Below are 24,242 nucleotides of genomic sequence, written 5' to 3'. Positions count from 1 at the left end.
CTACCCCTTGGCCGCGGCGCGTTCGATGGCGTCGAGCATGGACCACAGCACGTCCGTCTTGAACGAAAGCGCGGCGATCGCCTTCTCCTGTTGTTCACGCGTGACGGCGTGCCGTACGACGATGTCGAGGGTTTCCGTGCCCTCGCCCGAAACCTTGTCGATGCGATTGGTGAAATAGGCGAGGTCCTCGGGTGCGATCCACGAGTAGTTCGCGAGCATGTCGGCGACACGCCGTTGCATGAGGTGGCCGGCGAACATCTCGGTCAGCCCGGAGGCGATCGCTTCGAGCCACGGTTTCGTGCGGGCGAAATTCACGTAGGCGTCGACGGCGAAGCGAACTCCGGGGGCGACGTGCCGCTGATCGAGAACCTCTTCGCGGTCGAGGCCGACGGCGGTGCACAATCGGAGCCATCGCTCGATTCCGCCTTCCCCGGCTTTCGCGCCGTCGTGATAGACGATGCGATCCAGCCATTCCCGGCGTATTTCCGGCAGCGGGCAGTTGCTGATGATCGCCGCGTCCTTCTGCGGGAGCATGCACTGGTAGTACCAGCGGTTCGCGGCCCAGATCTTCATTTCGTACTCGGACAGCTCGCCGCCGTGCATCCGGTGGTGGAACGGATGTGTTCCCCAGTACCGGTGCGAAAGTCCGCGCAGGGCCGCGATGAAGTCCGACGACGACATGAGGGGCACCGTGCTGCCTCCAACGGCTCGCTGATCGGGACGGCGGCGCGGTGGTGGGGAAAGGGTCCCCACCACCGGGATGGAAATCAGTCCTCCATGCGGGCCGCGTAAGCGGTGACCTCCATGGGGGTTTCGTACTCGACGAAGTCGGGTGTGGTCCATACCTCGATGGTTTCGATCATTTCTGCTCCTAACGTCCACAACGGAACGAACCGGGCCGAGCCCCTGCACACTAGAAGCGGCCCGCCGATTCTGACCAGACGTAAGGGCGAACTTCCCGGGAGATTTTGTAAGGATTCCTACCTATGGGCGATCGGGCCGTCCGGATCGTCACGCTCGGCGCATACAACGGTTAAAGGTAAGCGCTTTCCTTACCCCGTCCAGTGGTGTCCGTTTCGTCCGGTGGTGTGTTTGTATCCAACTCGACGGGTGTTCCCCGGCCGCCCGTCCACCGCCGCCATCCGAGCTCCAGGGGTGTAGCCGAAGGAGGCGTCCCATGCCCTTACGTCGTACTCTCGCCGCCACATTCGCCGCCGCGACGGCCGTTTCGATCGCCGCCGTTCCGGCCGCGGCCACCGAAGGACCGTCCGTCCAGGCGATCAAACAGATCGCGAGCGGCCTCAACCAGGCCTGGTCGATCGACTTCCTGCCCGACGGCACCGGCCTCTTCACACAGAAGGACGCCAAGACGATCAGCAAGATCGACAAGGCGGGCAAGGTCACCACGGTCCAGACCATCCCCGGGGTGAGCGTCACCGCCGAGGCGGGGCTGCTCGGCATCGCCGTCTCGCCGAAATACGCCACCGACCAGACGGTCTTCATCTACTACACGACCGGTTCCGACAACCGCATCGCCAAGCTGAAACTGGGGCAGACGCCGACGCCGATCGTCACCGGAATCCCGCGCGGCGCGCAGTACCACCACGGCGGGCGGATCAGGTTCGGGCCGGACGGCTACCTGTACGCGGGTACCGGCGACGGCCAGAACGGTGCCAACGCGCAGGACAAGAACTCCCTCGGCGGCAAGGTCCTCCGCGTGACCACCGACGGCGCGCCCGCGCCGGGTAACCCGTTCAACAGCCGCGTCTACTCCTACGGCCATCGCAATGTCCAGGGTCTGACCTGGGCGAACGGTCAGCTGTACATCTCCGACATCGGCGCGAGCAAGGTCGACGAGCTGAACAGGATCGAACCGGGCAAGAACTACGGCTGGCCCACCTGCGAGGGCTCTTGCGGCACCGCGGGGATGACCAACCCGGTCAAGCAGTGGCCGACGTCGTCGGCGACGCCGAGCGGGATTTCGACCTACAAGGGCTCGCTGTACATGGCGTCGCTCAAGGGCGGCACCTACAAGCTCGACCTGAACGGCAACGGCGGGAAGCTCTGGACCGACCTCGGCCGCACGCGTGACGCCGTCGCCGGTCCCGACGGCCAGCACTACACGATCACCCCGGGCGCCATCTACGTCTCCGACGGTAGCTGACCGGCGCGTTCAGTCCTCTGCATGCGGTAGTTCAGCGTCGAACCACCGCAGGTAGAGGACTGAACGCGGGAGGGGTCAGCCGCGACCGACCGAAGCCGCGTGTTCGAGTTCGGCGAGCGCGGTGTCCAGGTGGACGAGGATGCGCTGCAGGTGCGGGACGCTCCGGCGGCAACCGGTGATGCCGAAGTCCAGGTTGTCCCCGTTGCTGGTCAGCGTGATGTTCAGTGCCTGCCCGTCGAGCAGCACCGACGCCGGGTAGATGCCGTCGAGCGACGCGCCGTTCCAGTACATCTGCTTGCGCGGCCCCGGGACATTCGAGATCACCAGGTTGAACGGCGGTTTCGTGTTGTTCACGATGCCCGGGATCGGGGACACGCCGAGCTGCGCGACGTTGATCCCCGACAGCAGCAGCGTCTGCAGCGGCGTCAGCTCCGAGAACAGTTTCTTCCCGTTGCGCATGGACGCGTTGATGGTCGCGAGCCGCGCGGCCGGATCAGTCAGATGGGTCGCGAGGTTGCACAGCAGCGCACCGATGTTGTTGCCCGCCGCGTCGCCACTGTCCTTGCGCCGCAAGGAAACCGGCACCATCGCGGTCAGTGGCGCGTCGGGCAGCGCGCTCTGTTCGATCAGGTAGTCCCGCAGCGCGCCCGAGCACATCGCGAGGACGACGTCGTTGCGCGACACCCCGGCCGCGGTCGCCACCTTGCGCACGCGGTCCAGCGACCAGGACTGCGCGGCGAACCGCCGGGCCCCGCCGATCGGGACGTTCAGCATCGTCTTCGGCGCCTGCGCCGGCAGCGTCAGCGTGTGCTCCTGGAACGCTTCCCGCGCCACCTTCATCGCGGCCGGCGCGATGCCGGCGAGCTGGTTGACCGTCTTCCCCACGGTCTGGAAGACCGAGGGCACCGCCTTGCCGTTGCGGCCGCCGTCGGGTTTGGGGCGCTGTCCCCACGGGGGCGGGCAGTCGAGGTCGGTGGGGTCGTCGGACAGCGTCCCCTGCAGGTGACGCAGCGCCGAGACGCCGTCCATCAGCGCGTGGTGGATCTTGCTGTAGATCGCGAACCGGCCGTCCTGCAGGCCCTCCACCAGGTGGATCTCCCACAGCGGCCGATGCCTGTCGAGCAGGGTGCTGTGCCAGCGTCCGGTCAGTTCCAGCAGTTCGCGGATCCGGCCGGGCTGGGGCAGCGCCGAATGCCGGAAGTGGTAATCGAGCTCGAGATCGTTGTCGGTCGCCCAGGCGATGTGACCCGCCGTGTTGACCGGCCGGGCGGGACGGCGGTGGAACACGTCGCGCATGTTGTCGGAATCGAGCAGTTTCCGGCGAAGGTCACGCAGGTAGTCCGGCCCGGCGTCCTCGGGTTTCTTGAACAACTGCAATCCGCCGACGTGCATCGGATGTTCGCGCGTCTCCACGAGAAGGAACATCGAGTCGGTCACGGGCATGAACGGCATCGTGGGACCACCTTCCGCGCGGCGGCGTGCGAGCACGCCGGGTGCGAGAGTCTACGCACACCGAAACCACCTTCTCACGCTTTAGGGTGGCTGACATGACGATCCCGACCGATCCGAAGACGGGTGAGTTCCGTCGGTCCGCCAACCATTTCGACGCTCGTATCACCGCCGACGGCCGCGAAGGGTGGCCTGTCGAGGCGGGGAGATACCGGCTGGTGGTGAGCCGCGCCTGCCCGTGGGCGAGCCGGGGGCTGGTCGTCCGGCGGCTGCTCGGCCTGGAGTCCGCGCTGAGCGTGGCCGTGGCCGACCCGATCCAGGACGACAAGAGCTGGCGGTTCACCCTCGATCCCGATGATCGGGACCCGGTGCTCGGCATCAAGTACCTGGCCGAGGCCTATCACGCCGCCGACCCGCACTACATGGGCGGGATCAGTGTTCCGGCCATTGTGGACATTCCGAGCAAGCGGCTGGTGAGCAACGACTATCCACAGATCACCCTCGACTTTTCCACCGAATGGACCAGTCTCCACCGGCCCGGCGCGCCCGACCTCTATCCCGAGCGGCTGCGTGACGAGATCGACGACGTCAACACCGGTGTCTTCGCGGACGTCAACGCCGCCGTCTACCAAGCCGGTTTCGCGAGCAAACAGGCCGCGTACGACGACGCCTATACCCGGCTCTTCACCATGCTGGACGTGCTTTCCGAGCGTCTGGAAAGACAGCGCTATCTCGTCGGCGACACGATCACCGAAGCGGACATCCGGTTGTTCACCACGCTCGTCCGCTTCGACGCGGTGTATCACGGGCATTTCAAGTGCAACCGGCACAAACTGACCGAAATGCCGGTGCTGTGGGCCTACACCCGTGACCTCTTCCAAACGCCGGGATTCGGTGACACGGTGGATTTCGACCACATCAAACGCCACTACCACCAGGTTCACGAGCAGGTGAACCCCACGCGGATCGTCCCACTCGGACCGGACCTGTCCGGTTGGACGGCTCCGCATCACCGGGAGCAACTGGGCGGGCGCCCGTTCGGCGACGGTACGCCGCCGGGTCCGCCGCCCGAGGACGAACGGATCGGGGACACGGATGGAGCCACTTCCTGAACAGACCGACGTCGTCGTCATCGGAGGCGGCATCATCGGGGTCAGCTGCGCGTACCGGCTCGCCGCCGCGGGGGCCTCGGTGCTCCTGCTCGAACGGGACGGTCTCGGCGCGGGTTCGACGGCGAAGGCGGCCGGCGGCATCCGGTCGTCGTTCACCACCCGGGTCAACATCGAGATCGGGCTGCGCGGGCTGGCCGAGTACGCCTCGTTCGCCGAGACGTACGGCACCGAGATCGACTTCCGCCGCGACGGCTACCTGTATCTGATCACCGACCCCGCCGACCTGCCGGAATTCGAGCGCTGCGTCTCGCTGCAGAACTCCTACGGCGTCCGCAGCCGGCTCGTCGAACCGGCCGAAGCGAGGCGGTTCTCCCCGCTGATCGACAGCGAGGGCGTGGTCGCGGCGCTGTGGTCGCCGGACGACGCGAAGGCCACGCCGGACTCCGCCGTCCAGGGCTACGCGCGGGCCGCCCGCCGCCACGGCGCGGTGCTGCGGACCGGCGTCGAGGTCGTCGGGATCGAGCGGGACGGCGACGAGATCACCGGCGTCCGGACCACCGACGGGTTCGTGCGGACGACGTCCGTGGTCTGCGCGGCGGGCGCCTGGTCCGGGCGGGTGGGCGAGCTCGCCGGCGTCGATCTGCCGGTGCGACCGTTCCGGCGCCAGGTCGTGTTCACCGGCCCGGTCCCGGACCTGCCCGAATCGGTGCCGCTGACCATCGAGATGCCGTCGGCGTTCTACTTCCATCGCGAGGGCCTCGGCCTGGCGATGTCCTTCTGCGACGGTGACGGCGACCCCGGCTTCGACACCCGCTACCAGCCGGGCGACTGGCTGCCGAAGCTGGCCGAGATCGCCGCGCGGCGGGTGCCCGCGGTGCTCGGCGCGGGGATCCGCAGCGGCTGGGCCGGGCTGTACGAGGTCACCCCCGACCGCAACCAGATCGTGGGGGAAAGCGTCCACCTGTCGCGCTTCTTCTACGCGACCGGGTTTTCGGGACACGGGTTCCAGATGGGCCCGGCCGTGGGGGAGATCGTGCGGGACCTGTACCTGGGCCGGGCCCCGGCCATCGACATCACCGAGCTCGACGTCCGCCGGTTCGCCGGCGACCGGGCCGTGACGAGGGAGCACAACATTGTCTGACGGAATCGTCGAGGTCACCAGCGAGGCGGAGCTGCGCGAGATCCTGCCGCCGCCGTTGGAGCGGACGGCGAACAAGGCGAGGCCGAAGCTGCACGAGATGGACCGCCAGTGGCTCGCGGAGTCGCCGTTCGTACTGATCGCGACGTCGGCCGCGGACGGCACCTGCGACGTCTCGCCGAAGGGCGACCCGGCCGGGTTCACGCTGGTCCTGGACGACACGCGGATCGCGATCCCGGAACGTCCGGGCAACCGCCGCGCCGACGGATTCCGGAACGTGCTGTCGAATCCGCACGTCGGGCTGATCTACCTCATCCCCGGCCGCGGCGACACGCTGCGGATCAACGGACGGGCGCGGCTGGTGCGGGAGGCGCCGTTCTTCGACGACATGATCGTCAAGGGGAGCAGGCCGAAGCTCGCGCTGGTGGTGGACATCGACGAGGTCTTCCACCACTGCCAGAAGGCCTTCATGCGGTCGAGGCTCTGGGCGCCCGAGACCTGGACGCCGGACGCGATGCCGTCGCGCGCGGTGATCGCCAAGACCTTCGAACGTCCGGACGATTCACTCGCCGACCTCGAGACCTATTACGGTCCCGCCTACGCCCAGGGCCTCTACACCTGACACGTCCGATGGTTGCTGGATCGTTGAACGATCTGGCACTATCGGCGGGGTGCCTTCACCCACCGGAGCCCAGCATCTGGCCGACGCGCTGACCGCTCTGGGGACCGAAGTCGTCTTCGGTCTCCCCGGGGTGCACAACCTGCCCTTATGGGAGGCGCTGGCCGATACGGACATCCGGCTCATCGGGGTCCGGCACGAGCAGACGGCCGGGTACGCGGCCGACGGGTACGCGCGCGCGACCGGCAAGCTGGGCATCGCGCTGGTGACCACCGGACCCGGCGCGGCGAACACGCTCGCCGCGGTCGGCGAGGCGATGGCGTCTGCGGCGCCGATGCTGGTCATCGCGACCGACATCCCGTCGACGCTGCGGCGTCCCGGCGTGGTCCGCGGCGTACTGCACGAGAACTCCGACCAGCAGGCGATGTTCGCGCCGGTCACCAAGGCCGGTTTCACCGTCGTCAGCGCCGACCAGGTCGCGAGCACGATCCACCGCGCCGCCAAACTCGCCCTCCAGCCCCAGAGCGGGCCGGTCTACGTGGGCATCCCCGCCGACTTCCTGTCCGAGCGGTCACCCGGCCGCCGTCCGCCCTCGTCGCACGCCCGGCCGTCCGAGATCCCGGATCTCTCCGAGGCCGAGGCGCTGCTGGCCACCGCCCAGCGGCCGCTGATCTGGGCGGGTGGCGGCGCGCTGCGTGCCGAGGCCGGTGAGGCGATCGGCAAACTCGCCGAACGGCTGGCCGCGCCGGTGCTCACCACGTTCGGCGCCCGCGGGCTCCTCTCGGTCGACCATCCGTGTCTCGCCCCGAACCCGGTGCACGCGCCCGAGGTCGGCGCGCTGTGGGACGAGGCCGACGTCGTCCTCGCCATCGGCACCGATTTCGACGGGCTGATGACGCAGAACTGGCTGATGCCGCGGCCGAAGAAGCTCATCGCGATCAACGTCGACCCGGACGACGCGGCGAAGAACTACAAACCGGACATCACGCTGGTCGGCGACGCCCGTGCGCTCACCGAGGCACTGAAGGTCGAGGAACGGCCCGGTATCGCGGCGCTCGTCGGCAGACTCGCCAAGGTCTCCGCACGCGTCCGGCAGCGGATCAAGGAAGAGGAACCGCAGGCCGCCGACCTGCTGTCCACTTTGGACGAGGTGCTGCCGGCGGACGCCGTCCTGGTCGCCGACATGTGCGTGGCCGGATATTGGATCGGCGGATTCCACCGCGTCCGCGCGCCACGCAAACTCGCCTACCCGATGGGCTGGGGCACCCTCGGCTACGGCTTCCCGGCGGCACTCGGCGCCGGCGCGGCGGGTAGTGGACGGGCGATCTGTGTCAGCGGCGACGGGGGTTTCCTGTTCGGCTGCGGGGATCTCGCCACACTGGCGCAGGAACAGTTGCCGGTCACCGTGATCATCGTCGACGACGGCGGCTACGGAATGCTGCGTTACGACCAGGACCGCGCCGGGTTGCCGCGCCGCGGTGTCGACTGGGACAGCCCCGATTTCGTCGGCCTGGCCCGGTCCTTCGGCGTGCACGCGGACCGCGTCTCCGGCTTCGGACGGGCGTTCCGGCGGCTGCTCGGGGAGTTCGTCGAGTCCGACGAGCCGAACGTGCTGGTCGTCCGGGCGAAGATGGCGCCGCCGCTCAACACCTCGCCACGGTGGTACCGCAAGGGCTCTTCGTGACCGGGCTGCGCGTCGGCGTGGACATCGGCGGGACGTTCACCGATCTCTGCGTACTCGACGGGACCGGGGTCGTCGCCGTGGGCAAGGTGCTGACGACGCACGACGAGCCCGCTCGCGCGGTCGAAGAGGGGCTGAAAAGGACACTCGCGGATGCAGGGCTGGACGCGGCCGACGTCGAGCAGTTCGTCCACGGCACCACACTGGTCACGAACGCGCTGATCGAACGCAAGGGCTCGCGGACCGCGCTACTGGCCACCGCCGGATTCCGCGACGTGCTGGAGATGCGCCGCGAGCACCGGTACGAACTGTACGACCTGCTCATCGAGCTGCCGACGCCGCTGGTGCCGCGTCACTTGCGCTTCGACGTCCCCGAGCGGATTCTCGCCGACGGGACCGTCCACACCGGACTGGACGAGGACCACGTCGCACGCCTCGGCCGCGAACTCGACGCCCGCGGGATCGACGCGGTGGCGATCTGTTTCCTGCACGCCTTCACGAATCCGGCGCACGAACGGCGCGCCGCCGAGGTGCTCAAGGCCGTCGCGCCACGGTTGCGGGTCGCGCTGTCCAGCGAGGTCGTCCCGGAGATCCGTGAGTTCGAACGCACGTCGACCACGGTAGCGAACGTCTACGTCCAAGACCTCACCGAACGCTATCTGCGTGATCTGGAACGACGTCTGCACGACGCCGGAGTGCGGCCGTCGCCGCACATCATGCTGTCCAACGGCGGAATCGCGACCGTCGACACCGCCGCGCGTTATCCGATCCGTATCCTCGAATCCGGCCCGGCGGGCGGGGCACTGGCCGCGTCCGCCATCGGATCCGCGGCCGGTGTGGAAGACCTGCTGGCCTTCGACATGGGCGGCACCACCGCGAAACTGTGCATGATCTCCGGCGGCGCGCCGCTGGTGACCCATGAGTTCGAAGTGGACCGGAAGTACCGCCTGCTCCCCGGATCCGGGCTGCCGGTCAAGGTCCCGGTCACCGACATGATCGAGATCGGCGTCGGCGGCGGCTCGATCGCCCGTATCGACGCGCTCGGCCTGCTCACCGTCGGCCCCGATTCGGCCGGGTCCGAACCCGGTCCGGTCTGCTACGGCCGTGGCGGAACCGAGCCCACCGTGACCGACGCCGACCTCGTGCTCGGCTATCTCGATCCGGACTATTTCCTCGGCGGCGGAATGACCTTGGACGCCGAGGGCGCGCGCGAGGCGATCCGGTCGAAGATCGCCGAACCCCTCGGCGTCAGCGTCGAAGAGGCCGCTTGGGGCATTCACACCAGCGTCAACGAGGACATGGCGAACGCCGCTCGCGTGCACGCCGTCGAACGCGGCAAGGATCCGGCGAAGCTGCCGATGTACACCTTCGGCGGCGCCGGACCGGTGCACGGTGTCGGCGTCGCGCGGGCGCTCGGGGCACCCGAAGTGGTCGCGCCGCCCGCGGCCGGCGTGCTGAGCGCCGCCGGTTTTCTCACCGCGCCACTGGCTTTCGATTTCGTGCGTTCCGCGCGAGCGGCGGTGCTCGATCTGTCCTGGGAGCAGGTCGACGCGCTGTTCGCCGAGATGGAGTCCGAGGGCGCGGAACTGCTCGAAGAGTCTGGTGTGGACGGTTCATCGGTCGGTCATCGGCGGATCGCCGAGATGCGCTATTCCGGGCAGGGCTACGAGATCCGGGTCCCGGTCGAGCCGGGGAACTGGCCGGGGTCGCTGATCGACGCCTTCACCGAGACCTATCGGACGCTGTACCGCCGGACCGGACCGGACGTCGCGATCGAGGTGCTCAACTGGCGGGTGGTCTCCAGTGGCCCGGCCCCCGAGGTCACCTTGAAACTCGCCGCCGACGTGACGGAAGGCGACGCACGCAAGGGCGGTCGCCCGGCGTACTTCCCTGCCGAAGGTGGCTTTGTCGACACGGCGGTGTACGACCGGTATCGGCTCAAGTCCGGCGACCGCGTCGCGGGACCGGCCATCGTCGAGGAACGCGAGTCCACCGTGGTCGTTCCGCCGGGCGCTCAGTGTGTCGTCGGTGAGGACGCCAGTCTGGTGGTGACCGTATGAGCGTCGACCCGATCCTGGTCGGGGTACTGGGAAACCGGCTGCACTCGATTTTGGCCGAACAACAGAACGCGCTCGTCGACACGGCGTTCTCCTCCGTGGTGAGGGAATCGCTCGACCTCGCCTGCGCGGTGTTCGACTCACGCGGCGAGATGATCGGACAGTCCGTCGGCGGGACTCCCGGCCACATCAACGCGATGGCGACCGGGATGCACCACTTCGTCGCCGCGTACCCGCCGGAAACCCTCGAACCGGGTGACGTCCTGCTCACCAACGATCCGTGGCAGACCGCCGGGCAGATCAACGACATCACCGTGGCCACGCCGGTGTTCCTGCGGGGACGGCTGGTCGCGTGGTTCGCTTCCTGTTGCCACGCACCGGACATCGGCGGACGGCTGGTCTCGGCCGAGGCGAACGAGGTCTTCGAAGAGGGGCTGCGCCTGCCGATCATGAAGTTCCTCCGCGCGGGCGAGGTCAACGCGGATCTCGAACTGCTGATCCGCGCGAACGTGCGCACTCCCGAGGAGACGATCGGTGACCTGTACGCACAGGTCACCGGCAACGAGGTCGGTGCCGCGAGCCTGGTCCGCCTGCTGGAGGAGTTCGCACTCCCTTCGCTCGACGACGTCGCCGCCGAGATCATGAACCGGTCCGAACGCGCGCTGCGGGACGCCCTGGCGAAACTGCCGGACGGCACCTATACCAGCGAATTGGTCACCGACGGATTCGATGACGAAGAGGTCGTCCTCAAGGTCGCCGTGACCATCGACGGCGACGAGATCCACCTCGACTTCGCCGGTTCGTCGCCGCAGAGCCGTCGCGGGATCAACGTCGTCCTCAATTACACGCGGGCCTATGCCTCGTTCGCGGTCAAGGCGGCCATCGCCCCGGAGGTGCCGCACAACGCGGGTTCGTTCCGGCCGGTGCACGTCACCGCCCCCGAAGGCTCGGTGCTCAACTGCAGGCCGCCGGCGCCGGTCGCGTCGCGGCATCTGATCGGGCATTTCCTGCCCTCCTTGCTGATCACCGCACTGCACGAAGCGTTACCCGGCACTGCTTTGGCGCAGAGCGCGGACGCGTTGTGGATGACGATCTGGCGCGGCGCCGACGCGGCGGGCGAGGAGTTCATGCTCAACGTCTTCCAGACCGGGGGAATCGGCGCACGGGCCACCAAGGACGGTCTCAGCACCACCGGTTTCCCCAGCGGTCTGCGGTCGACGCCGACCGAGGTCATCGAGACCATGGCGCCGCTGGTGCAGCGCGAGCGCGTGCTGAGGGTGGATTCGGGTGGCGCCGGGCGACGGCGCGGAGGTCTCGGCCAGCGTACGGCGATGGCCGCCCGCGGCGAGATTTCGTGGAGTGTCAACGGGAACGTCGATCGGGTGCTTCGACCGGCGTCCGGTGTGGACTCGGGGCATGATGGGGCCGCGGGCCGGTTCGGGCTCTCCGAGGGAACCGACCTGCCGTCGAAGAGCCGGGTGAGTCTGCGGCCGGACGACGTCGTGGACGTGATCCTGCCCGGCGGTGGCGGATACGGCGACCCGTTCGAGCGGGAGCCCGAGGCCGTCCTCGCCGACGTCGTCGACGGCTACGTCTCGGTGGAGGCCGCGCGCGAACTGTATGGCGTCGAGGTCACCTACCACGGAGAACCCGGAGCCCTGGTGCGGCTCCCGGAGGACTACACAGCGGTTTCGTCGAGAGGGAAGAGATGAGCATGGGTCGGCTGGCCGGCAAGGTCGCGGTGGTCTTCGGCGGCGCGAGGGGAATCGGTCTCGCCACGGTGAAGGAGTTCGTCGCGGAGGGCGCGACCGTGTTCTCCAGCGACATCCGCGAGCAGACCGAGACCGTCGAGGGCGTCGAACACTCCCTTGTGGACGCCACGGACGAAGACCAGGTCGACGAGTTCGTGCGCGGCGTGCTGGCCGGGACCGGCCGGATCGACGTCCTGTTCAACAACGTCGGCATCCACCTCGGGAAACCGCTGGCCGACACCACGCTGGCCGAGTTCGACAACATCTTCGCCCTGAACGTACGCGCCGCTTTCCTGGCCACGCGGGCGGTTCTGCCGCAGATGATCGCGCGGAAGGCGGGCAGCATCATCACGACGTCGTCCAACGGCGGTGTGATGGGCCGCCCCGGCGACCCGGTGTACAACGCCACCAAACACGCGCTGGTCGGCATGATGAAGTCGCTCGCGGTCGCGCACGCGCACCAGGGCATCCGGGCGAACACGGTCAACCCCGGCGCGATCGACACCGACATGCTGCGTGGAACACTCGCGTCACCGGAGGACTTCGAAGCCAAGCAACACCAACTGGTCGCGAGCACCCCGGCCGGGCGGGTCGGCGAGGCATGGGAGGTCGCGAAGGCCGTCGTCTTCCTGGCGAGTGACGAATCCCGGTTCATCAACGGGGTCGCGCTCCCGATCGACGGCGCGAAGGCGGCCGGTGCCATGCCGGGCAACCGGTACAGTCTCGATTTCGAACTCGGCGTCAGGTAACGCCATGTCCACTCCTGCCGCGGAGGAGGCGCTTTCGGGCGACCGTTACCTGCTCGAACGGAGCGGGACGGCGGAGCGTGTCGCCGAGATCTTGCGTCAGCGCATCACCGAAGGCGTCTTCCCGCCGGGGACGCGACTCTCCGAACCGTCGATCAGCGCGGCGCTCGGCGTCTCGCGCAACACCCTTCGTGAGTCGTTTCAGCTGCTCGCGCACGAACGGCTGGCGGTGCACGAACTCAACCGCGGTGTATTCGTGCGGGAACTGACCGCGCAGGACATCGCGGACCTCTACGTCATGCGGCGCGTCACCGAATGCGGCGCGCTACGGCGTGCTTCCGAGATGTCCACTGTGGATCTTTCCGCCGTCGAGCAGGCTGTGCTGGAAGGCCGCGCCGCGGCAGGCGAAGGTGACTGGCAGGCCGTCGGGACCGCGAGTATCGCTTTCCACCAAGCGATCGGCGACCTCGCGGGCAGCGAACGGGTCAGCACGACGATGCGGCAAGTGCTGGCGGAGACGCGGCTCTTCTTCGTGCTCGCGGAGAACACGCGCGCGTTCTTCGAGCCGTTCCTGGAGCGGCACGAGCGGATCCTGCGCGACCTGGAACGCGGGCGGTTCGGGCCCGCGGAGACGGCACTGGAGAAATACCTGCGGGATGCGGAGAAGCAGCTTCTGGCCGCTTACGATCGCCGCGGGTCGTGAGTGGCGATTCGTGTTCTAACCCGAATCGCCACTCACGACCACCTGGGCCCTGTGCGGTCCGCAGGGACACAGGGTTGCGAAAGCCACTTTCGCAACTTTGAAGGTTGCGAAAGTGGCTTTCGCAACACCTTCCCCTGTACACGAAGGGGCCTTCACGGACTTCAGGTGAGCATGGGCAGCGGCGGGAGGTGCCGGGTCAGGGTGGTCGTGAGTGGCGATTCGTGTTCTAACCCGAATCGCCACTCACGACCGAAAGCGCGTCAGCAGTTCAGCGCGGCGGCGGCCCAGTCCGCGTGGTCGGAGTCGACCCCGTCACCGCCGTCGGTGACGACGAGATCGAGCACCTGGACGCCGTCCAGTGGCACGGAAAGCCGCTGTGCGGCCTGGCCGCGCTTGAGCACATCGGTCCCGGCGAGCCGCTTGCCGTCACCGAGGACCTCGAAAGCCACGCTGCCGCCGGCCTTCTCGTCGTCCACGCCGACGGACGAACCGAACGACGTGCATCCGCCGCCGAGGTAGAGCCGGACCTTCGACGGCGCGTGGACGCCCAAACCGTCGTCGTAGGTCACTCCGCCGATGCTCATCTCGTGGCCGTCCCCGGCACCCGATTCGCCGTTGCTGGTGCCGCGTTCCACTGGGCCGTAGCCGTTTTCCGCCGTCATGAACGTGGCCTTGGACAGCGCTGTCGTACCCACCGACGGGGGTTTCACCAGGGGAGCGCTGCCGCCGGTGGACAACGATCGCTTACCGAAGGACGTCCGGTAGTCGATGGTTCCGGAAACGTCGACACGGCCCCCGGCGGGAGAAACGGGCCGCACGGTCCAGCTCTGCTCCCACGACTTCCCCGGTGCGACGGAAGGAATCCACGTCTCGGTCCGGCCGTCCGGTTTCCAGCCCGGCCCCACGGTGAGTTTCACATTGCCCGCGGTCACCGGGGTCCGGCCGTCGTTGAACACCCGCAGTGTCGTGGTGAACGGCTTGTCCACGGCCGCGTATTCGGGCGTCTGCAAGGAAAGCGTCGTATGCGGCACGGCCTTCGGCTGCTTCGACGGCCAGACCCGGAACGTCGCCGAACCATGGCTCGGCAACCCGGCGCGCAGCACGCCGGCGGATTCGGTTTCGCCGCCGGTCCACAGATCCCGCACCCGGTAGCCGGGCGAGGCGGGAGCGCCGATCTCCGTGGCGGTCGCGGACAAGGTCGCGGGCGCGCCGCCGCGGTTGAAGAGCACGACGACGTTCGAGCCGTCGGACATCGGTTTGGCCCAGACCTCGGTGTCACCGTCGTCGCGGATCTTGCGACCCTGCTCGCCGCCCCAGTCCTGGTTCACCGCGAGAAGGTCCTTGTTCAGCAGGATCTTCTTGGTCGCGTCCGACATCGAGCGAAGGTCGTTGCCCGCCAGCAGCGGGGCGTTGAGCAGCGACCAGAGCGCGAAATGCGACCGGTATTCGGTGTCGGTCATCCCGCCGTTGCCGACTTCGAGCATGTCCGGGTCGTTCCAGCCGCCGGGTCCGGCATAACCCTCAAGGCCGACCTGCAGATCGAGCAGGCGGGTCATACTCGACCAGGTGTCGCTGATGTCGCCGGTGGTGCGCCACAACTGCGCGCCGGCGTCCTTACCCCATTCCCAGGGCTTGTTCTCGCCCCATTCGCAGAGGGCGTAGACGATCGGGCGGCCGGTCTTCTTCAGCGCGTCGCCCATTTTCGTGTACCGCTCCAGCGCCGGTCGGCCCTGGTTGTGGCAGTTGTCGTATTTGAGGTAATCGACGCCCCAATCGGCGAACGTTCGCGCGTCGACCTCTTCGTGGTCGAGCGAACCGGGCATGGTTCGCGCGCAGGTTTCCGTACCCGCGCTGGTGTAGATGCCGAGTTTCAGGCCCTTACCGTGCACGTAGTCGGCCAAAGCCTTGATACCGCTGGGGAACCGCGTCCGGTGCGGTTCGTACTTCCCCTCCGGGGTGCGGTTCTTCTCCGCCCAGCAGTCGTCGAGGTTGATGTACTGATAGCCGGCCGCCTTCATCCCGGACGACACCATGGCGTCGGCGGTCTCCCGGATCAGCTGTTCGTTGATGTCACAGGCGAACTTGTTCCAGCTGTTCCAGCCCATCGGTGGCGTCGCGGCCAGTGTTTCCGCAGGTCCCGGTGGATTTTCGGCCGCGGCCGCCGGGACGGCGAACAAGGTGGTGAGCGTGCAGGCGGCGGCGAGCGCGCCAGCGAGACGACGCATAAGTTCCTCCCAGAATGCTCAACTCTGAACAAACTCACTCATCAACCAACAGGAGGGGACGGGGCGGGTCAAGGGCCGATGGGATGGTGTTGGAAATTCACCGGAGGTTGCCGTGACGGACTGGACAGGTCGGCGGCACGAACTGTGCACGATGGAGTGTTCGCGTCCCGGCCGGATCCGGGTGAGGATGGGGACACGAGCAGAGGAGGAAGATCATGGTGTCGTCGGCGTCCGCGCGCAATCCGCTGTGGCACCCCTTCGCGGACATGGGAGCGGTCGACGGCGATCGGCTGGTCATCACCCGCGGCGAGGGTTCCTACGTCTGGGACGACGAGGGGAAGCGGTATTTCGACGCGACCGCGTCGCTCTGGTACGCCAACTTCGGGCACGGGCGTGAGGAGATCGCGCAGGCCGTCGCGGACCAGCTGCGGACACTCGATTCGTACAACCTGTTCGGCTACAACGCCAACGAGCCCGCGTTGAAACTCGCCGAGCGGGTCTCCGCGCTGGCTCCGGAACCGGGCTCGAAGGTGTTCTTCGGTTCGGGTGGCGGCGACGTCATCGACACCGCGGTCAAGATCGCCCGATCGCATTTCGCGCACACCGGCCGTCCGGAGAAGGTGCACGTCATCGGGCGGGTGCAGGGGTATCACGGCACGCACGGGTTCGGTACGGCCGTCGGCGGGATCGAGGCGAACGCGGCGGGTTTCGGGCCGCTGCCGGGCGACGTCTCCCACATCCCGTACGACAGTGCCGAGGCGCTTGAAGCCGAGATCCAGCGCGTCGGCCCGGAGCGGGTCGCGGCGTTCTTCTGCGAGCCGGTGATCGGCGCGGGCGGTGTCCTGCCGCCGCCGGACGGCTACCTCGAGACGGTCGCCGAAATCTGCCGCAAACACGGCGTGCTGTTCGTCGCGGACTGCGTGATCGCCGCGTTCGGACGGCTCGGGACCTGGTTCGGCATCGACCGCTGGGCCGTGAAACCGGACATGATCACGACGGCGAAGGGCATCACCGGCGGGACGATCCCGCTGGGCGCGCTGATCGTCGCGCCCCACGTGGCCGAGCCGTTCTTCGCCGGCGAGCCGGGCGCGCCGGTGCTACGGCACGGCGCGACCTATGCGGGGCATCCGGTCGCGTGCGCCGCCGGGAACGCGACGCTGGACATCTACGAACGCGACGGGCTCATCCCGCGCGGCCGCGAACTGGAGAAACCGTTGGCGGACGCGCTTTCCGGCCTGACTTCGCATCCGCTGGTCGCGGAAGTCCGTGCTGGGCTGGGGTTCCTGGCCGCCGTCGAGCTGAAGGCGGACTTCCTGGCCGCCGATCCCGGAGCGCCGAACCGGTTGCAGCGGATCGCGCGGGACGAAGGGGTCCTGGTGCGGAACCTGGCCAAGGGGATCGCGGTGTCGCCGCCGCTGATCGCCGGGGAGGCCGAACTGGATCTGCTCACTTCCGCTTTGCCCAGGGCTTTGGACAAGCTGGCTTAGGCCGCGGGTATCGGTCCCGGTCGCGCCGAGGAAGCCGGCGATCTGTTCGTGACGTGCGTCGTGTTGCGAAAGCCACTTTCGCAACCCTCAACGTTGCGAAAGTGGCTTTCGCAACCCCTTGCGCGGCCGGCCGGGCGCCAAGGCGTGCGGACACGCCATGTCGACCTTCCCCGCAAAGGAAAGTCACTTGCCCCTCACGCCCCCGGTGCCGAATGCGATGAAGGGGCCTTTCATCGCGAGTTCCGCGATGAAAGGCCCCTTCAGGTCATCACCTCCGCGTCCGACGTGAGCAGGAGCGGAGTGTGACGCGCACGAAGGCCACGCACTCGGTCATGAAGGGATCAGCCGACGGGACCAGGTCCCTTCATGACACCCCCAGTGCGGCGGGCCCGAGTAGGCCCGCCTCAGGTGAGGCAGAGTGCGTCGCCCTCGGGGTCCGCGAGGGCGATCCACGCGGACGGTCCTTGGTCGCCGCGGTGCGGGAACTTCGCACCGCGAGGTGTCACCTGGAGGTCAGAGGCCATACCGGCACATTAACCACCCGCCCCGACAATTCCGGGAACTCATATCCGCTGACCACGGTGAACTGCCACTTGTCGACGCCGCCACCGATGATCTCGGCGTAGCGCCGGGCGCCGTCCGCGTTGGCGAAGCGCACCTGCTGGCCATTGGTGAGATGGGTGATCTTGACCGCCATTCGTGCCTCCTGAAGTCGAGTGCCGGCCCGCGGAGCTTCCCCCTCCGGGGCCGGCGTCGACAGTAGAACACACGTTCGAGAGGTGCCGCCAACCGAACCCCCCGTCAGGGTTATCGCCGCATAGTCACCCTCGGCCAAGCGTCCAGGCCACGGGCGATTTCGTGGGCTCGGATGGTTCGAAGGCCGTCGGTGAGCTCCTCCTCGCCGAGGGTCGCGAAGCCGAGCCGGGCGTAGTACGGCGCGTTCCACGGCACCTCGGCGTACGTCGTCAGCGTCAGCCCCGCGAGGCCTTCGCGCGTCGCCCACTCGGCGGCGTGCTCGATCAGCCGGCGGCCGAGGCCCTGCCGGGCGCGGTCCGGGTGGACGGACACCTGCTCGACGTGGCCGTGGCCGTCGACGACGTCGGCGAGCAGGTACGCCACCGGTCCGTCGCCGTCGTCGAAGACCCAGGCGCGGCCCGCGTTCCGGTAGGCCGCGAGGTCCGCGATCGAAGGCGGGTCGTCGTCGGCGATCGCGGCCATGCCGAGCGCGCGGAACGGTTCGCCCGCCGCGCGCTCGATGTCCTGGAGCCGGGGCAGGTCTGCTGAGGTGGCGGGTCGGATCACGGATCGAGTTCTACCCGGCCAGCGAAGCGAAAGCGCGCGATTTACCGCCGCGTCAGAGGGAAAACGACGAAACGGCCCGGTGGATCCTGCCCGCGTACGACTGCAGCGCCACGATGGCGGCCCGTTTCGCGTCGTCGCCGATCCGGGTCGCCGGGGCGGCCAGGCTCAGGACCGCGGGCCGGTGCCCGGGGCTCGGGATCGGCACCGAACACGACCAGACGCCGTCGTCCAGTTCGCCCCAGCTGACCGAATACCGGTTGATACCGGCGCGTTTGACCTCTTCCCGCACGCTCGGCCCGCGATGCTGGACGATCGTCGAAAGCCGCCTTTCGCGTTCGCCCTCCGGCAGCATGGCGAGCAGCATCTTGCCGGACGCGCCCGCGCCGAGCGGGACGGAATGGCCAGGCTGGAAGGTGAACCGCATCGCGCGTTCGCATTCGACCCGGTCCGCGCAGACCGCGGCGTCACCGAAATGCTGGAACAGCAGGACGGTCTCGCCGAGGTCGCGTGCGGCCTCCTCCATCGTGGGGCGCGCCAGCCGGGCCAGGTCGTTGGCCAGCTGCGCGGCCCGCGCGAGCGGCATCACCTGGCTCGTCACGTGGTAGCGGCCGGTCTTGCCCTCTTCGAGAAGCTGGAGTTCCTTCAGCAGTGCCACATAGCGGTACGTCGTGGCGACCGGGGTGCCGATCATCGCGGCGAGTTCGGCGACGCTCGCGTCCGAACGGCGTTCGGAGAACGAAAGCAGCAGCTGCAGTACTTTGCGTGAGCTGCTGGCGCCGGGCGTGCGTTTCGGGGGAGCGGTGCTGTCCAGGGATCGTGCGGCAGGCGTCATCTCGACCTCTCGCCGGGGCAATCACGAAGAGTCAAGAAAGTAGCACATTGTGTGAATTAGCGACCAGGGTCTTTGGTCCATGAACAAGCGGACTTCTTGCTAGGTTCGGATCATGGAGAAGCCATTGGCAGGCAAGATCGCCTTGGTCTCCGGAGCGACTCGCGGTGCCGGGCGTGGAATAGCGGTGAGGCTGGGGGCCGCCGGGGCGACCGTTTACGTGACCGGTCGCAGCACGGCTTCGAAAAGATCGGAAATGAATCGGCCGGAGACGATCGAGGAGACCGCGGCACTCGTCGACGAGGCGGGTGGGAACGGGATCGCGGTCGGCGTGGATCACTTGGTGGCGGACGAGGTTCGCGAGCTGGTGGCCCGGATCGACGCCGAACAGGGCGCGCTCGACATCCTGGTCAACGACATCTACGGCGCGCCCATCGAATGGAGCAAGACGGTCTGGGAATCCACTTTGGACACCGGATTGCGGACGCTGCGCCTGGCGATCGACACCCATGCCATCACCAGTCATTTCGCGCTCCCGCTCATGATCGGGAAACCGGGCGCGCTGGTGATCGAGGTCAACGACGGGACCACCGCGTACAACTCGGAGAACTACCGGGTTTCGTTCTTCTACGATCTCGCCAAGACGGCGGTGAACCGGATGGCCTTCGCGCTCGCACACGAATTGGAACCGCATGGCGGTACCGCGGTGGCGGTCACGCCGGGATGGCTGCGTTCGGAAGCGATGCTCGACGCCTATCAGGTCACCGAAGAGAATTGGCGGGACGCGACGAAGGTGCAGCCGCATTTCGCCATTTCTGAAAGCCCGGCGTTCGTCGGCCGTGCGGTCGCCGCACTGGCCGCCGACCCCGAAGTGGCCCGCTGGAACGGGAAATCGGTGTCCAGCGGCGAATTGGCGAAGGATTACGGTTTCACCGACCTCGACGGCAGCCGTCCCGATTGCTGGCGGTATCTCGTCGAGGTCCAGGATCCGGGCAAGCCGGCGGACGTCACCGGCTACCGCTGAGCCGTCCGCCGGAGGAACGGTGTGAGCAGACCGGGTGCGGCCTGCTCCGCCATCGCCAGCCCGTCCGATTCGCCGACGTCGATCACCGCGTAGGCGCCCTTGCCCGCGGCGATCGGGGCGGTCACGGTGATCAGCCCGCCGCGGCGCTGGAAGAACGAGCGGCTGACGACGATCCCGGTGAGCCCCTCGCGCCGGATCGCCACCGTCGCCCGCGCCAGCGAACCGGAACGGCTGACCAGGTACCGCCCGACGATCGCGTGACCGAGGTTGCGGTAGCGGTCCCAGCCGACGAGCGCCGCGAGCGGCACCAGGCCGAGCGCGACCTGCCACATCCACCAGGGCAGGAAATCGATCCACGCCAGACCGAACAGCGCGGCCGCGAGGACCAGCACGCCGCCGACGGCGCGGGTGAGCCGCCGGGTCAGCGCTCGCCGCGGATGCCGGTTCAGCGGCACGGTGGCCGGGTCGAAGTTCTCCCGCAGCACCTCGGCCGCGACTTCGTGGACCCGGCCGACGGGCGCGGGCGGCAGCAGGAGACCGCCGCCCTTGTCACCGCCCTTGCCTTCGCGCAGCCCACCCGCGATCGCGGTGAGCCGTGCCCCGCCCGCGATCCGCAGCGGCAGCGGTTCCTTCACCTCGACGCCGCGAAGCCGGTCCTCTTCGATGGAAACCGAACGCGTGGTGATCAGCCCGCGCCGGACGTGCAGGGTGCCTTCCGTTTCGCGGGTGAGCCGGAAGTTCCAGAACGAGAGCACGTATCCGCCGACGGAAAGCAGCGAGACGACCACCAGCAGCGCGACCGCCGCGACGACGACGATCAGCCACACCGCGGTGTTCGCGAGGTCGTCCATGAGATCCCGCAGCGGGCCGACGCTCACCGGGTCGATGTGCAGCTGGTGCGCGAAATGCCAGACGGCGGCGAACACCGCGCCCACCACGGCGAGCCCGGACAGTGTGAACGGCGCGTACCGCAGCCATTTCCGGTCCACCTCCGCCACCACCTGTTCCGGCGGCGGCGCGGTCTCGGCGACGTCGACTTCCTTGCGGTGCAGGAGGACCGTGCGCAGCCGGTGCGCCTCGGTCCGGCTGACGGCGTCGAGCACGAGTTGGTCGCCGCCCGCGCCCTGGCCGTGCGAATGCCGTCCGGTGCCGATGCGCACGGCGCTGAGGGAGAACAGGCGGTGCTTCGGCTCGGAGGTGACGTCGACCGTGCGGACGCGGTCCAGCGGGATCGCGCGATGCTTGCGCAGCAACAGACCCGTGGTCCATTCGACCTGGCCGCCGGTGACGCGGTAGCGCGAGGTGAGGACGTGCGACACGCCGACGAACACGGTCAGCGCGGTGATGCCCAGCCCGAACCACTCCCAGCCGTTGCCGCGGCCGAGGATCACCGTCCCGATCAGCACCGGGAGCGATTTGACGACGTCGAGCACCGGCCGGATCAGCAGCATCCGGCGGTCGAGGCGATGCCATTGCTCCAGTTCGGCTTCCAGCGCCACGTCGGTGGTCATGTCGCGTCGCCGGTGGTCGACTGGGTGGTCTTCGTGAGTTCCGCGGCCAGCGCCAGCGCTTCGGTGCGGTCGAGGCCGGCGATCTTCACCGGTCCCGCGGCCGACGCCGTCGTCACGGTGATCGTCGCCAGCCGGAACAGCTGCTCGACCGGGTCGCGCTCGATGTCGACGGTCTGGATCCGCGAGATCGGCGCGATCCGCCACTCCTGCTTGAGCCAGCCTTCCTGGATGTACACGGCCTCGCCGGTGACCTCCCAGCGGTGGATCCGGTAGCGCCATTGCGGCATCACCAGCAGATGCAGCGGCGCGAGTACACACGAGATCGTCAGCGTCACGGTGAGCCAAGTGGGCGGGTCGTCGCTCGTGAGCACGAACACCGTCTGGACGCCGATGAGCACCGCCCAGCCGACCGCGGCCCAGACCGTCCAGTAGCCGATGGCCCGGCGGCTGACCCGGTTGGCGGGCGGGCGCAGGCTGAGCCGTTCCACGGACGCTGTCTCCTCAGTCACCCCACAAGCCTGCACCACCCGGGTGCGGACCGCCCACGACGACTGTCACGGACCGATAGGATCGATGCCACCGTCGGCGGAATGGATACCCCCTATCGGGGCGTTGCCACCCATGGCCGGTTGTACGCACGAAAGCTGGAGGATCTGGTGGCACTGGACCCGGAGGACCTGTACGAGGTGGACTCGGACGTCCCCGACCTCGGCGGGGCCGTGCTGCTGCACTACTTCGACGGGTTCATGGACGCGGGCTCCGCGGGCAAACTCGTCGCCGAGCACCTGCTGAACACCTCGGAGCACCGGGTGATCGCGCGGTTCGACGTCGACCGTCTCATCGACTACCGCTCGCGCCGCCCGACGATGACCTACGCCATCGACCGCTGGGAGGCCTACGACGCGCCCGAGCTGGTCGTCCACCTGTTGCACGACGCCGACGGCGTGCCGTTCCTGCTGCTCACCGGCCCGGAGCCGGACCACGACTGGGAGCGGTTCTGCGCGGCCGTGCGCGGGCTCGTCGAACGCTGGGACGTCCGGCTCACCACCGGTTTCCACGGCATCCCGATGGGTGCCCCGCATACCCGCCCGCTCGGTGTGACCGCGCACGCGACGCGGGACGACCTGGTCGGCGAGCACCGGCCCCTGCCCAACCGGATGCAGGTGCCGGGCAGCATCGCCGGACTCCTGGAGTTCCGGTTCGGCGAGTGGGGGCACGACGCCGCCGGATTCGCCGCGCACGTGCCGCACTACCTGGCGGAGTCGACGTACCCGAGTTCGGCGCTGCACCTGCTGGAGGCGGTCGCCAGGGCGACCGGGCTGAACCTGCCGGACGGGGATCTGCGGGAGGCCTCGCGCGAGGCCGACGCCGAGATCGACCGCCAGGTCGCCGAGTCGGAGAAGGTCGCCGACGTCGTGCGCGCGCTGGAGCGGCAGTACGACACGTTCATGGAGGCGTCCGGCAAGGAGAGCCTGCTCGCGGAGTCGGTCGAGCATATGCCGACCGCGGAGGAGCTGGGCAACCAGTTCGAGCGCTATCTCGCCGACCCCGACAGCTACGGCGGCACGAACCCCGAGCGTTAGCCCTCGAAGTACGTGAAGGCCCCTTCATTGCGTTAGGCGCAATGAAGGGGCCTTCACGTACATGGTCAGTGCCAGCCGAGCGAGGCGAGAACGCCCCAAGTGCTCCCGAGCCCGCTCGAACTGCCGAGCCCCGACGTCAGCATGCCCGCGGTCCCGGGCACGGCGGCGAACCCGAGGATCGAACTGCCCTCGGCCGTCTTCGCCACCTCCGGCGGAAGGACGTCCTTCCGCCACTCGGTCCCGTTCCAGGCCGACATCAGGACGTGCCCGTCACCGGGCATCCAACCCGCGGTCCAGAGCTTCCCGGAACCGTCGAGCGCGGCGGCGTTGATCTCGTCGAACGGGACGGCGGGCAGCGAAGTCCACTTCTGCCCGTCCCAGCGGTCGACGAAGGCCGGGATCCCGGTCGAGTTCCATTCGTTGACCCGGCCGACGACGTAGACGGAGCCGCGGCCGTCGGGCACGACGTGGTTGAGGATCCAGCCGGTGCGGTAGTCCGACGGCACCGGAACCTCGACCTGCCGCCAGCCCTTGCCGTTCCAGTGCAGCAGGTACGGCGTCTCCTTCCCGCCGTCCGCCACGGAGGTCGCCCCGACCCACAGATCGTCGTCACCGGTGCCGGTGACCCGGGTGGGTTGCAGCGGGCGGGCGCCGATCATCGGGATTTCGACGTTCTCCCAGGCCTTCCCGGTCCAGTGTTCGAGATGGTGGACGGCCTTGCCGGTGGCGAAGTCGAAGTCGTAGGAGACCAGCCACACCGATTTCGGTGAGAACGCGGCGATGTCGCTGGTGAAGCCCTCCATGCCCGCGGGCGGTTTCGGGCGCTCGATATTCGTCCACGTCCGGCCGTCCCAGTGCTGG

Annotated in this window: 21 protein-coding genes and 1 pseudogene; 12 read left to right on the top strand and 10 right to left on the bottom strand. The window is 68.4% G+C overall.

Annotation, left to right across the window (positions count from 1 at the left end; genetic code table 11):
- Entirely contained in the window at nucleotides 1-681 is a 681-nt protein-coding gene (gene pqqC / locus H5J31_RS13890) for a pyrroloquinoline-quinone synthase PqqC (RefSeq protein WP_181772958.1), read from the bottom strand.
- A gap of 86 nt (nucleotides 682-767) precedes the next feature.
- On the bottom strand, nucleotides 768-863 hold the full coding sequence (gene pqqA, locus H5J31_RS13885; RefSeq protein WP_007033797.1) for a pyrroloquinoline quinone precursor peptide PqqA: 96 nt from the start codon (nucleotides 861-863) through the stop codon (nucleotides 768-770).
- A 314-nt stretch (nucleotides 864-1,177) separates the two neighbouring features.
- Between pqqA and H5J31_RS13880 the strand changes: the two genes are divergently transcribed.
- The gene (locus H5J31_RS13880) at nucleotides 1,178-2,164 is read left to right on the top strand and encodes a PQQ-dependent sugar dehydrogenase (protein ID WP_181772957.1); all 987 of its coding nucleotides are present in this window, start codon (nucleotides 1,178-1,180) and stop codon (nucleotides 2,162-2,164) included.
- 75 nt (nucleotides 2,165-2,239) lie between these two features.
- Here the strand turns inward: H5J31_RS13880 and H5J31_RS13875 are convergent, their stop codons facing one another.
- A complete protein-coding gene (locus H5J31_RS13875; RefSeq protein WP_181772956.1) occupies nucleotides 2,240-3,616 on the bottom strand; it encodes a WS/DGAT/MGAT family O-acyltransferase in 1,377 nt (458 codons plus the stop codon).
- Nucleotides 3,617-3,711: 95 nt separating this feature from the next.
- On the opposite strand from H5J31_RS13875, the gene H5J31_RS13870 reads away from it, so the two are divergent.
- Genes H5J31_RS13870 through H5J31_RS13835 form a run of 8 tightly spaced genes read left to right on the top strand, consistent with a single transcriptional unit; the run spans nucleotide 3,712 to nucleotide 13,420 of the window.
- Nucleotides 3,712-4,725: a glutathione S-transferase family protein gene (locus tag H5J31_RS13870; RefSeq protein WP_181772955.1), complete on the top strand. Its 1,014-nt coding sequence runs from the start codon at nucleotides 3,712-3,714 to the stop codon at nucleotides 4,723-4,725.
- Nucleotides 4,709-5,866 (top strand): NAD(P)/FAD-dependent oxidoreductase, encoded by a 1,158-nt coding sequence (locus H5J31_RS13865; RefSeq protein WP_181772954.1) that lies wholly within the window; start codon nucleotides 4,709-4,711, stop codon nucleotides 5,864-5,866. The genes H5J31_RS13870 and H5J31_RS13865 overlap by 17 nt, the downstream gene beginning before the upstream one ends.
- Complete coding sequence (locus tag H5J31_RS13860) at nucleotides 5,859-6,485, top strand: pyridoxamine 5'-phosphate oxidase family protein (RefSeq protein ID WP_181772953.1); 627 nt, start codon at nucleotides 5,859-5,861, stop codon at nucleotides 6,483-6,485. The genes H5J31_RS13865 and H5J31_RS13860 overlap by 8 nt, the downstream gene beginning before the upstream one ends.
- Nucleotides 6,486-6,534: 49 nt before the next feature.
- Nucleotides 6,535-8,166: a thiamine pyrophosphate-binding protein gene (locus tag H5J31_RS13855; protein WP_181772952.1), complete on the top strand. Its 1,632-nt coding sequence runs from the start codon at nucleotides 6,535-6,537 to the stop codon at nucleotides 8,164-8,166.
- Entirely contained in the window at nucleotides 8,163-10,223 is a 2,061-nt protein-coding gene (locus tag H5J31_RS13850) for a hydantoinase/oxoprolinase family protein (protein ID WP_181772951.1), read from the top strand. The genes H5J31_RS13855 and H5J31_RS13850 overlap by 4 nt, the downstream gene beginning before the upstream one ends.
- Nucleotides 10,220-11,932, top strand: coding sequence for a hydantoinase B/oxoprolinase family protein (locus H5J31_RS13845; RefSeq protein WP_181772950.1), 1,713 nt, complete (start codon nucleotides 10,220-10,222; stop codon nucleotides 11,930-11,932). The genes H5J31_RS13850 and H5J31_RS13845 overlap by 4 nt, the downstream gene beginning before the upstream one ends.
- A gap of 2 nt (nucleotides 11,933-11,934) precedes the next feature.
- Nucleotides 11,935-12,720 carry an SDR family NAD(P)-dependent oxidoreductase gene (locus H5J31_RS13840; protein ID WP_181772949.1) on the top strand — a complete coding sequence of 262 codons (786 nt, stop codon included), beginning with the start codon at nucleotides 11,935-11,937 and terminating at the stop codon, nucleotides 12,718-12,720.
- A 4-nt stretch (nucleotides 12,721-12,724) separates the two neighbouring features.
- Complete coding sequence (locus H5J31_RS13835) at nucleotides 12,725-13,420, top strand: GntR family transcriptional regulator (RefSeq protein ID WP_181772948.1); 696 nt, start codon at nucleotides 12,725-12,727, stop codon at nucleotides 13,418-13,420.
- Nucleotides 13,421-13,680: 260 nt separating this feature from the next.
- On the opposite strand, the gene H5J31_RS13830 is transcribed toward H5J31_RS13835, so the two are convergent.
- Nucleotides 13,681-15,645, bottom strand: coding sequence for an NPCBM/NEW2 domain-containing protein (locus tag H5J31_RS13830; RefSeq protein ID WP_181772947.1), 1,965 nt, complete (start codon nucleotides 15,643-15,645; stop codon nucleotides 13,681-13,683).
- Between the two features lie 215 nt (nucleotides 15,646-15,860).
- On the opposite strand from H5J31_RS13830, the gene H5J31_RS13825 reads away from it, so the two are divergent.
- Nucleotides 15,861-17,132 (top strand): aminotransferase family protein, encoded by a 1,272-nt coding sequence (locus H5J31_RS13825; protein WP_181772946.1) that lies wholly within the window; start codon nucleotides 15,861-15,863, stop codon nucleotides 17,130-17,132.
- Between the two features lie 502 nt (nucleotides 17,133-17,634).
- Here H5J31_RS13825 and H5J31_RS13820 read toward each other — a convergent pair.
- The 3 genes from H5J31_RS13820 to H5J31_RS13810 all read right to left on the bottom strand — a co-directional run bounded on the left by H5J31_RS13820 (nucleotide 17,635) and on the right by H5J31_RS13810 (nucleotide 19,266).
- The gene (locus tag H5J31_RS13820; RefSeq protein ID WP_181772945.1) at nucleotides 17,635-17,829 is read right to left on the bottom strand and encodes a hypothetical protein; all 195 of its coding nucleotides are present in this window, start codon (nucleotides 17,827-17,829) and stop codon (nucleotides 17,635-17,637) included.
- A 110-nt stretch (nucleotides 17,830-17,939) separates the two neighbouring features.
- Nucleotides 17,940-18,434: a GNAT family N-acetyltransferase gene (locus H5J31_RS13815; protein ID WP_181772944.1), complete on the bottom strand. Its 495-nt coding sequence runs from the start codon at nucleotides 18,432-18,434 to the stop codon at nucleotides 17,940-17,942.
- A 52-nt stretch (nucleotides 18,435-18,486) separates the two neighbouring features.
- On the bottom strand, nucleotides 18,487-19,266 hold the full coding sequence (locus H5J31_RS13810; protein WP_181773032.1) for an IclR family transcriptional regulator: 780 nt from the start codon (nucleotides 19,264-19,266) through the stop codon (nucleotides 18,487-18,489).
- 112 nt (nucleotides 19,267-19,378) lie between these two features.
- Between H5J31_RS13810 and H5J31_RS13805 the strand changes: the two genes are divergently transcribed.
- The gene (locus H5J31_RS13805) at nucleotides 19,379-20,287 is read left to right on the top strand and encodes an SDR family oxidoreductase (RefSeq protein ID WP_181772943.1); all 909 of its coding nucleotides are present in this window, start codon (nucleotides 19,379-19,381) and stop codon (nucleotides 20,285-20,287) included.
- Here the strand turns inward: H5J31_RS13805 and H5J31_RS13800 are convergent.
- A complete protein-coding gene (locus H5J31_RS13800; RefSeq protein WP_181772942.1) occupies nucleotides 20,278-21,798 on the bottom strand; it encodes a PH domain-containing protein in 1,521 nt (506 codons plus the stop codon). The two genes, H5J31_RS13805 and H5J31_RS13800, sit on opposite strands and share 10 nt — an antisense overlap.
- Complete coding sequence (locus tag H5J31_RS13795) at nucleotides 21,795-22,307, bottom strand: PH domain-containing protein (RefSeq protein ID WP_181772941.1); 513 nt, start codon at nucleotides 22,305-22,307, stop codon at nucleotides 21,795-21,797. Before H5J31_RS13795 ends, H5J31_RS13800 begins: the two co-directional genes overlap by 4 nt.
- A gap of 147 nt (nucleotides 22,308-22,454) precedes the next feature.
- Between H5J31_RS13795 and H5J31_RS13790 the strand changes: the two genes are divergently transcribed.
- Nucleotides 22,455-23,381 (top strand): proteasome assembly chaperone family protein, encoded by a 927-nt coding sequence (locus H5J31_RS13790; RefSeq protein ID WP_181773031.1) that lies wholly within the window; start codon nucleotides 22,455-22,457, stop codon nucleotides 23,379-23,381.
- A gap of 65 nt (nucleotides 23,382-23,446) precedes the next feature.
- Here H5J31_RS13790 and H5J31_RS13785 read toward each other — a convergent pair.
- Nucleotides 23,447-24,242, bottom strand: a pseudogene (locus tag H5J31_RS13785) (hypothetical protein); the annotation flags it as partial.

It is taken from the genome of Amycolatopsis pittospori, assembly GCF_013870525.1.
Lineage (GTDB): Bacteria > Actinomycetota > Actinomycetes > Mycobacteriales > Pseudonocardiaceae > Amycolatopsis > Amycolatopsis pittospori.
This window is presented reverse-complemented; position numbering and strand designations above follow the sequence as displayed.

Bases quoted from the DNA above. Each gene is read 5' to 3' on its own strand.
- pqqC (WP_181772958.1), bottom strand. From the start codon at position 681: ATGTCGTCGTCGGACTTCATCGCGGCCCTGCGCGGACTTTCGCACCGG.
- pqqA (WP_007033797.1), bottom strand. From the start codon at position 863: ATGATCGAAACCATCGAGGTATGGACCACACCCGACTTCGTCGAGTAC.
- H5J31_RS13880 (WP_181772957.1), top strand. From the start codon at position 1,178: ATGCCCTTACGTCGTACTCTCGCCGCCACATTCGCCGCCGCGACGGCC.
- H5J31_RS13875 (WP_181772956.1), bottom strand. From the start codon at position 3,616: ATGCCGTTCATGCCCGTGACCGACTCGATGTTCCTTCTCGTGGAGACG.
- H5J31_RS13870 (WP_181772955.1), top strand. From the start codon at position 3,712: ATGACGATCCCGACCGATCCGAAGACGGGTGAGTTCCGTCGGTCCGCC.
- H5J31_RS13865 (WP_181772954.1), top strand. From the start codon at position 4,709: ATGGAGCCACTTCCTGAACAGACCGACGTCGTCGTCATCGGAGGCGGC.
- H5J31_RS13845 (WP_181772950.1), top strand. From the start codon at position 10,220: ATGAGCGTCGACCCGATCCTGGTCGGGGTACTGGGAAACCGGCTGCAC.
- H5J31_RS13840 (WP_181772949.1), top strand. From the start codon at position 11,935: ATGGGTCGGCTGGCCGGCAAGGTCGCGGTGGTCTTCGGCGGCGCGAGG.
- H5J31_RS13835 (WP_181772948.1), top strand. From the start codon at position 12,725: ATGTCCACTCCTGCCGCGGAGGAGGCGCTTTCGGGCGACCGTTACCTG.
- H5J31_RS13830 (WP_181772947.1), bottom strand. From the start codon at position 15,645: ATGCGTCGTCTCGCTGGCGCGCTCGCCGCCGCCTGCACGCTCACCACC.
- H5J31_RS13825 (WP_181772946.1), top strand. From the start codon at position 15,861: ATGGTGTCGTCGGCGTCCGCGCGCAATCCGCTGTGGCACCCCTTCGCG.
- H5J31_RS13820 (WP_181772945.1), bottom strand. From the start codon at position 17,829: ATGGCGGTCAAGATCACCCATCTCACCAATGGCCAGCAGGTGCGCTTC.
- H5J31_RS13810 (WP_181773032.1), bottom strand. From the start codon at position 19,266: ATGACGCCTGCCGCACGATCCCTGGACAGCACCGCTCCCCCGAAACGC.
- H5J31_RS13805 (WP_181772943.1), top strand. From the start codon at position 19,379: ATGGAGAAGCCATTGGCAGGCAAGATCGCCTTGGTCTCCGGAGCGACT.
- H5J31_RS13800 (WP_181772942.1), bottom strand. From the start codon at position 21,798: ATGACCACCGACGTGGCGCTGGAAGCCGAACTGGAGCAATGGCATCGC.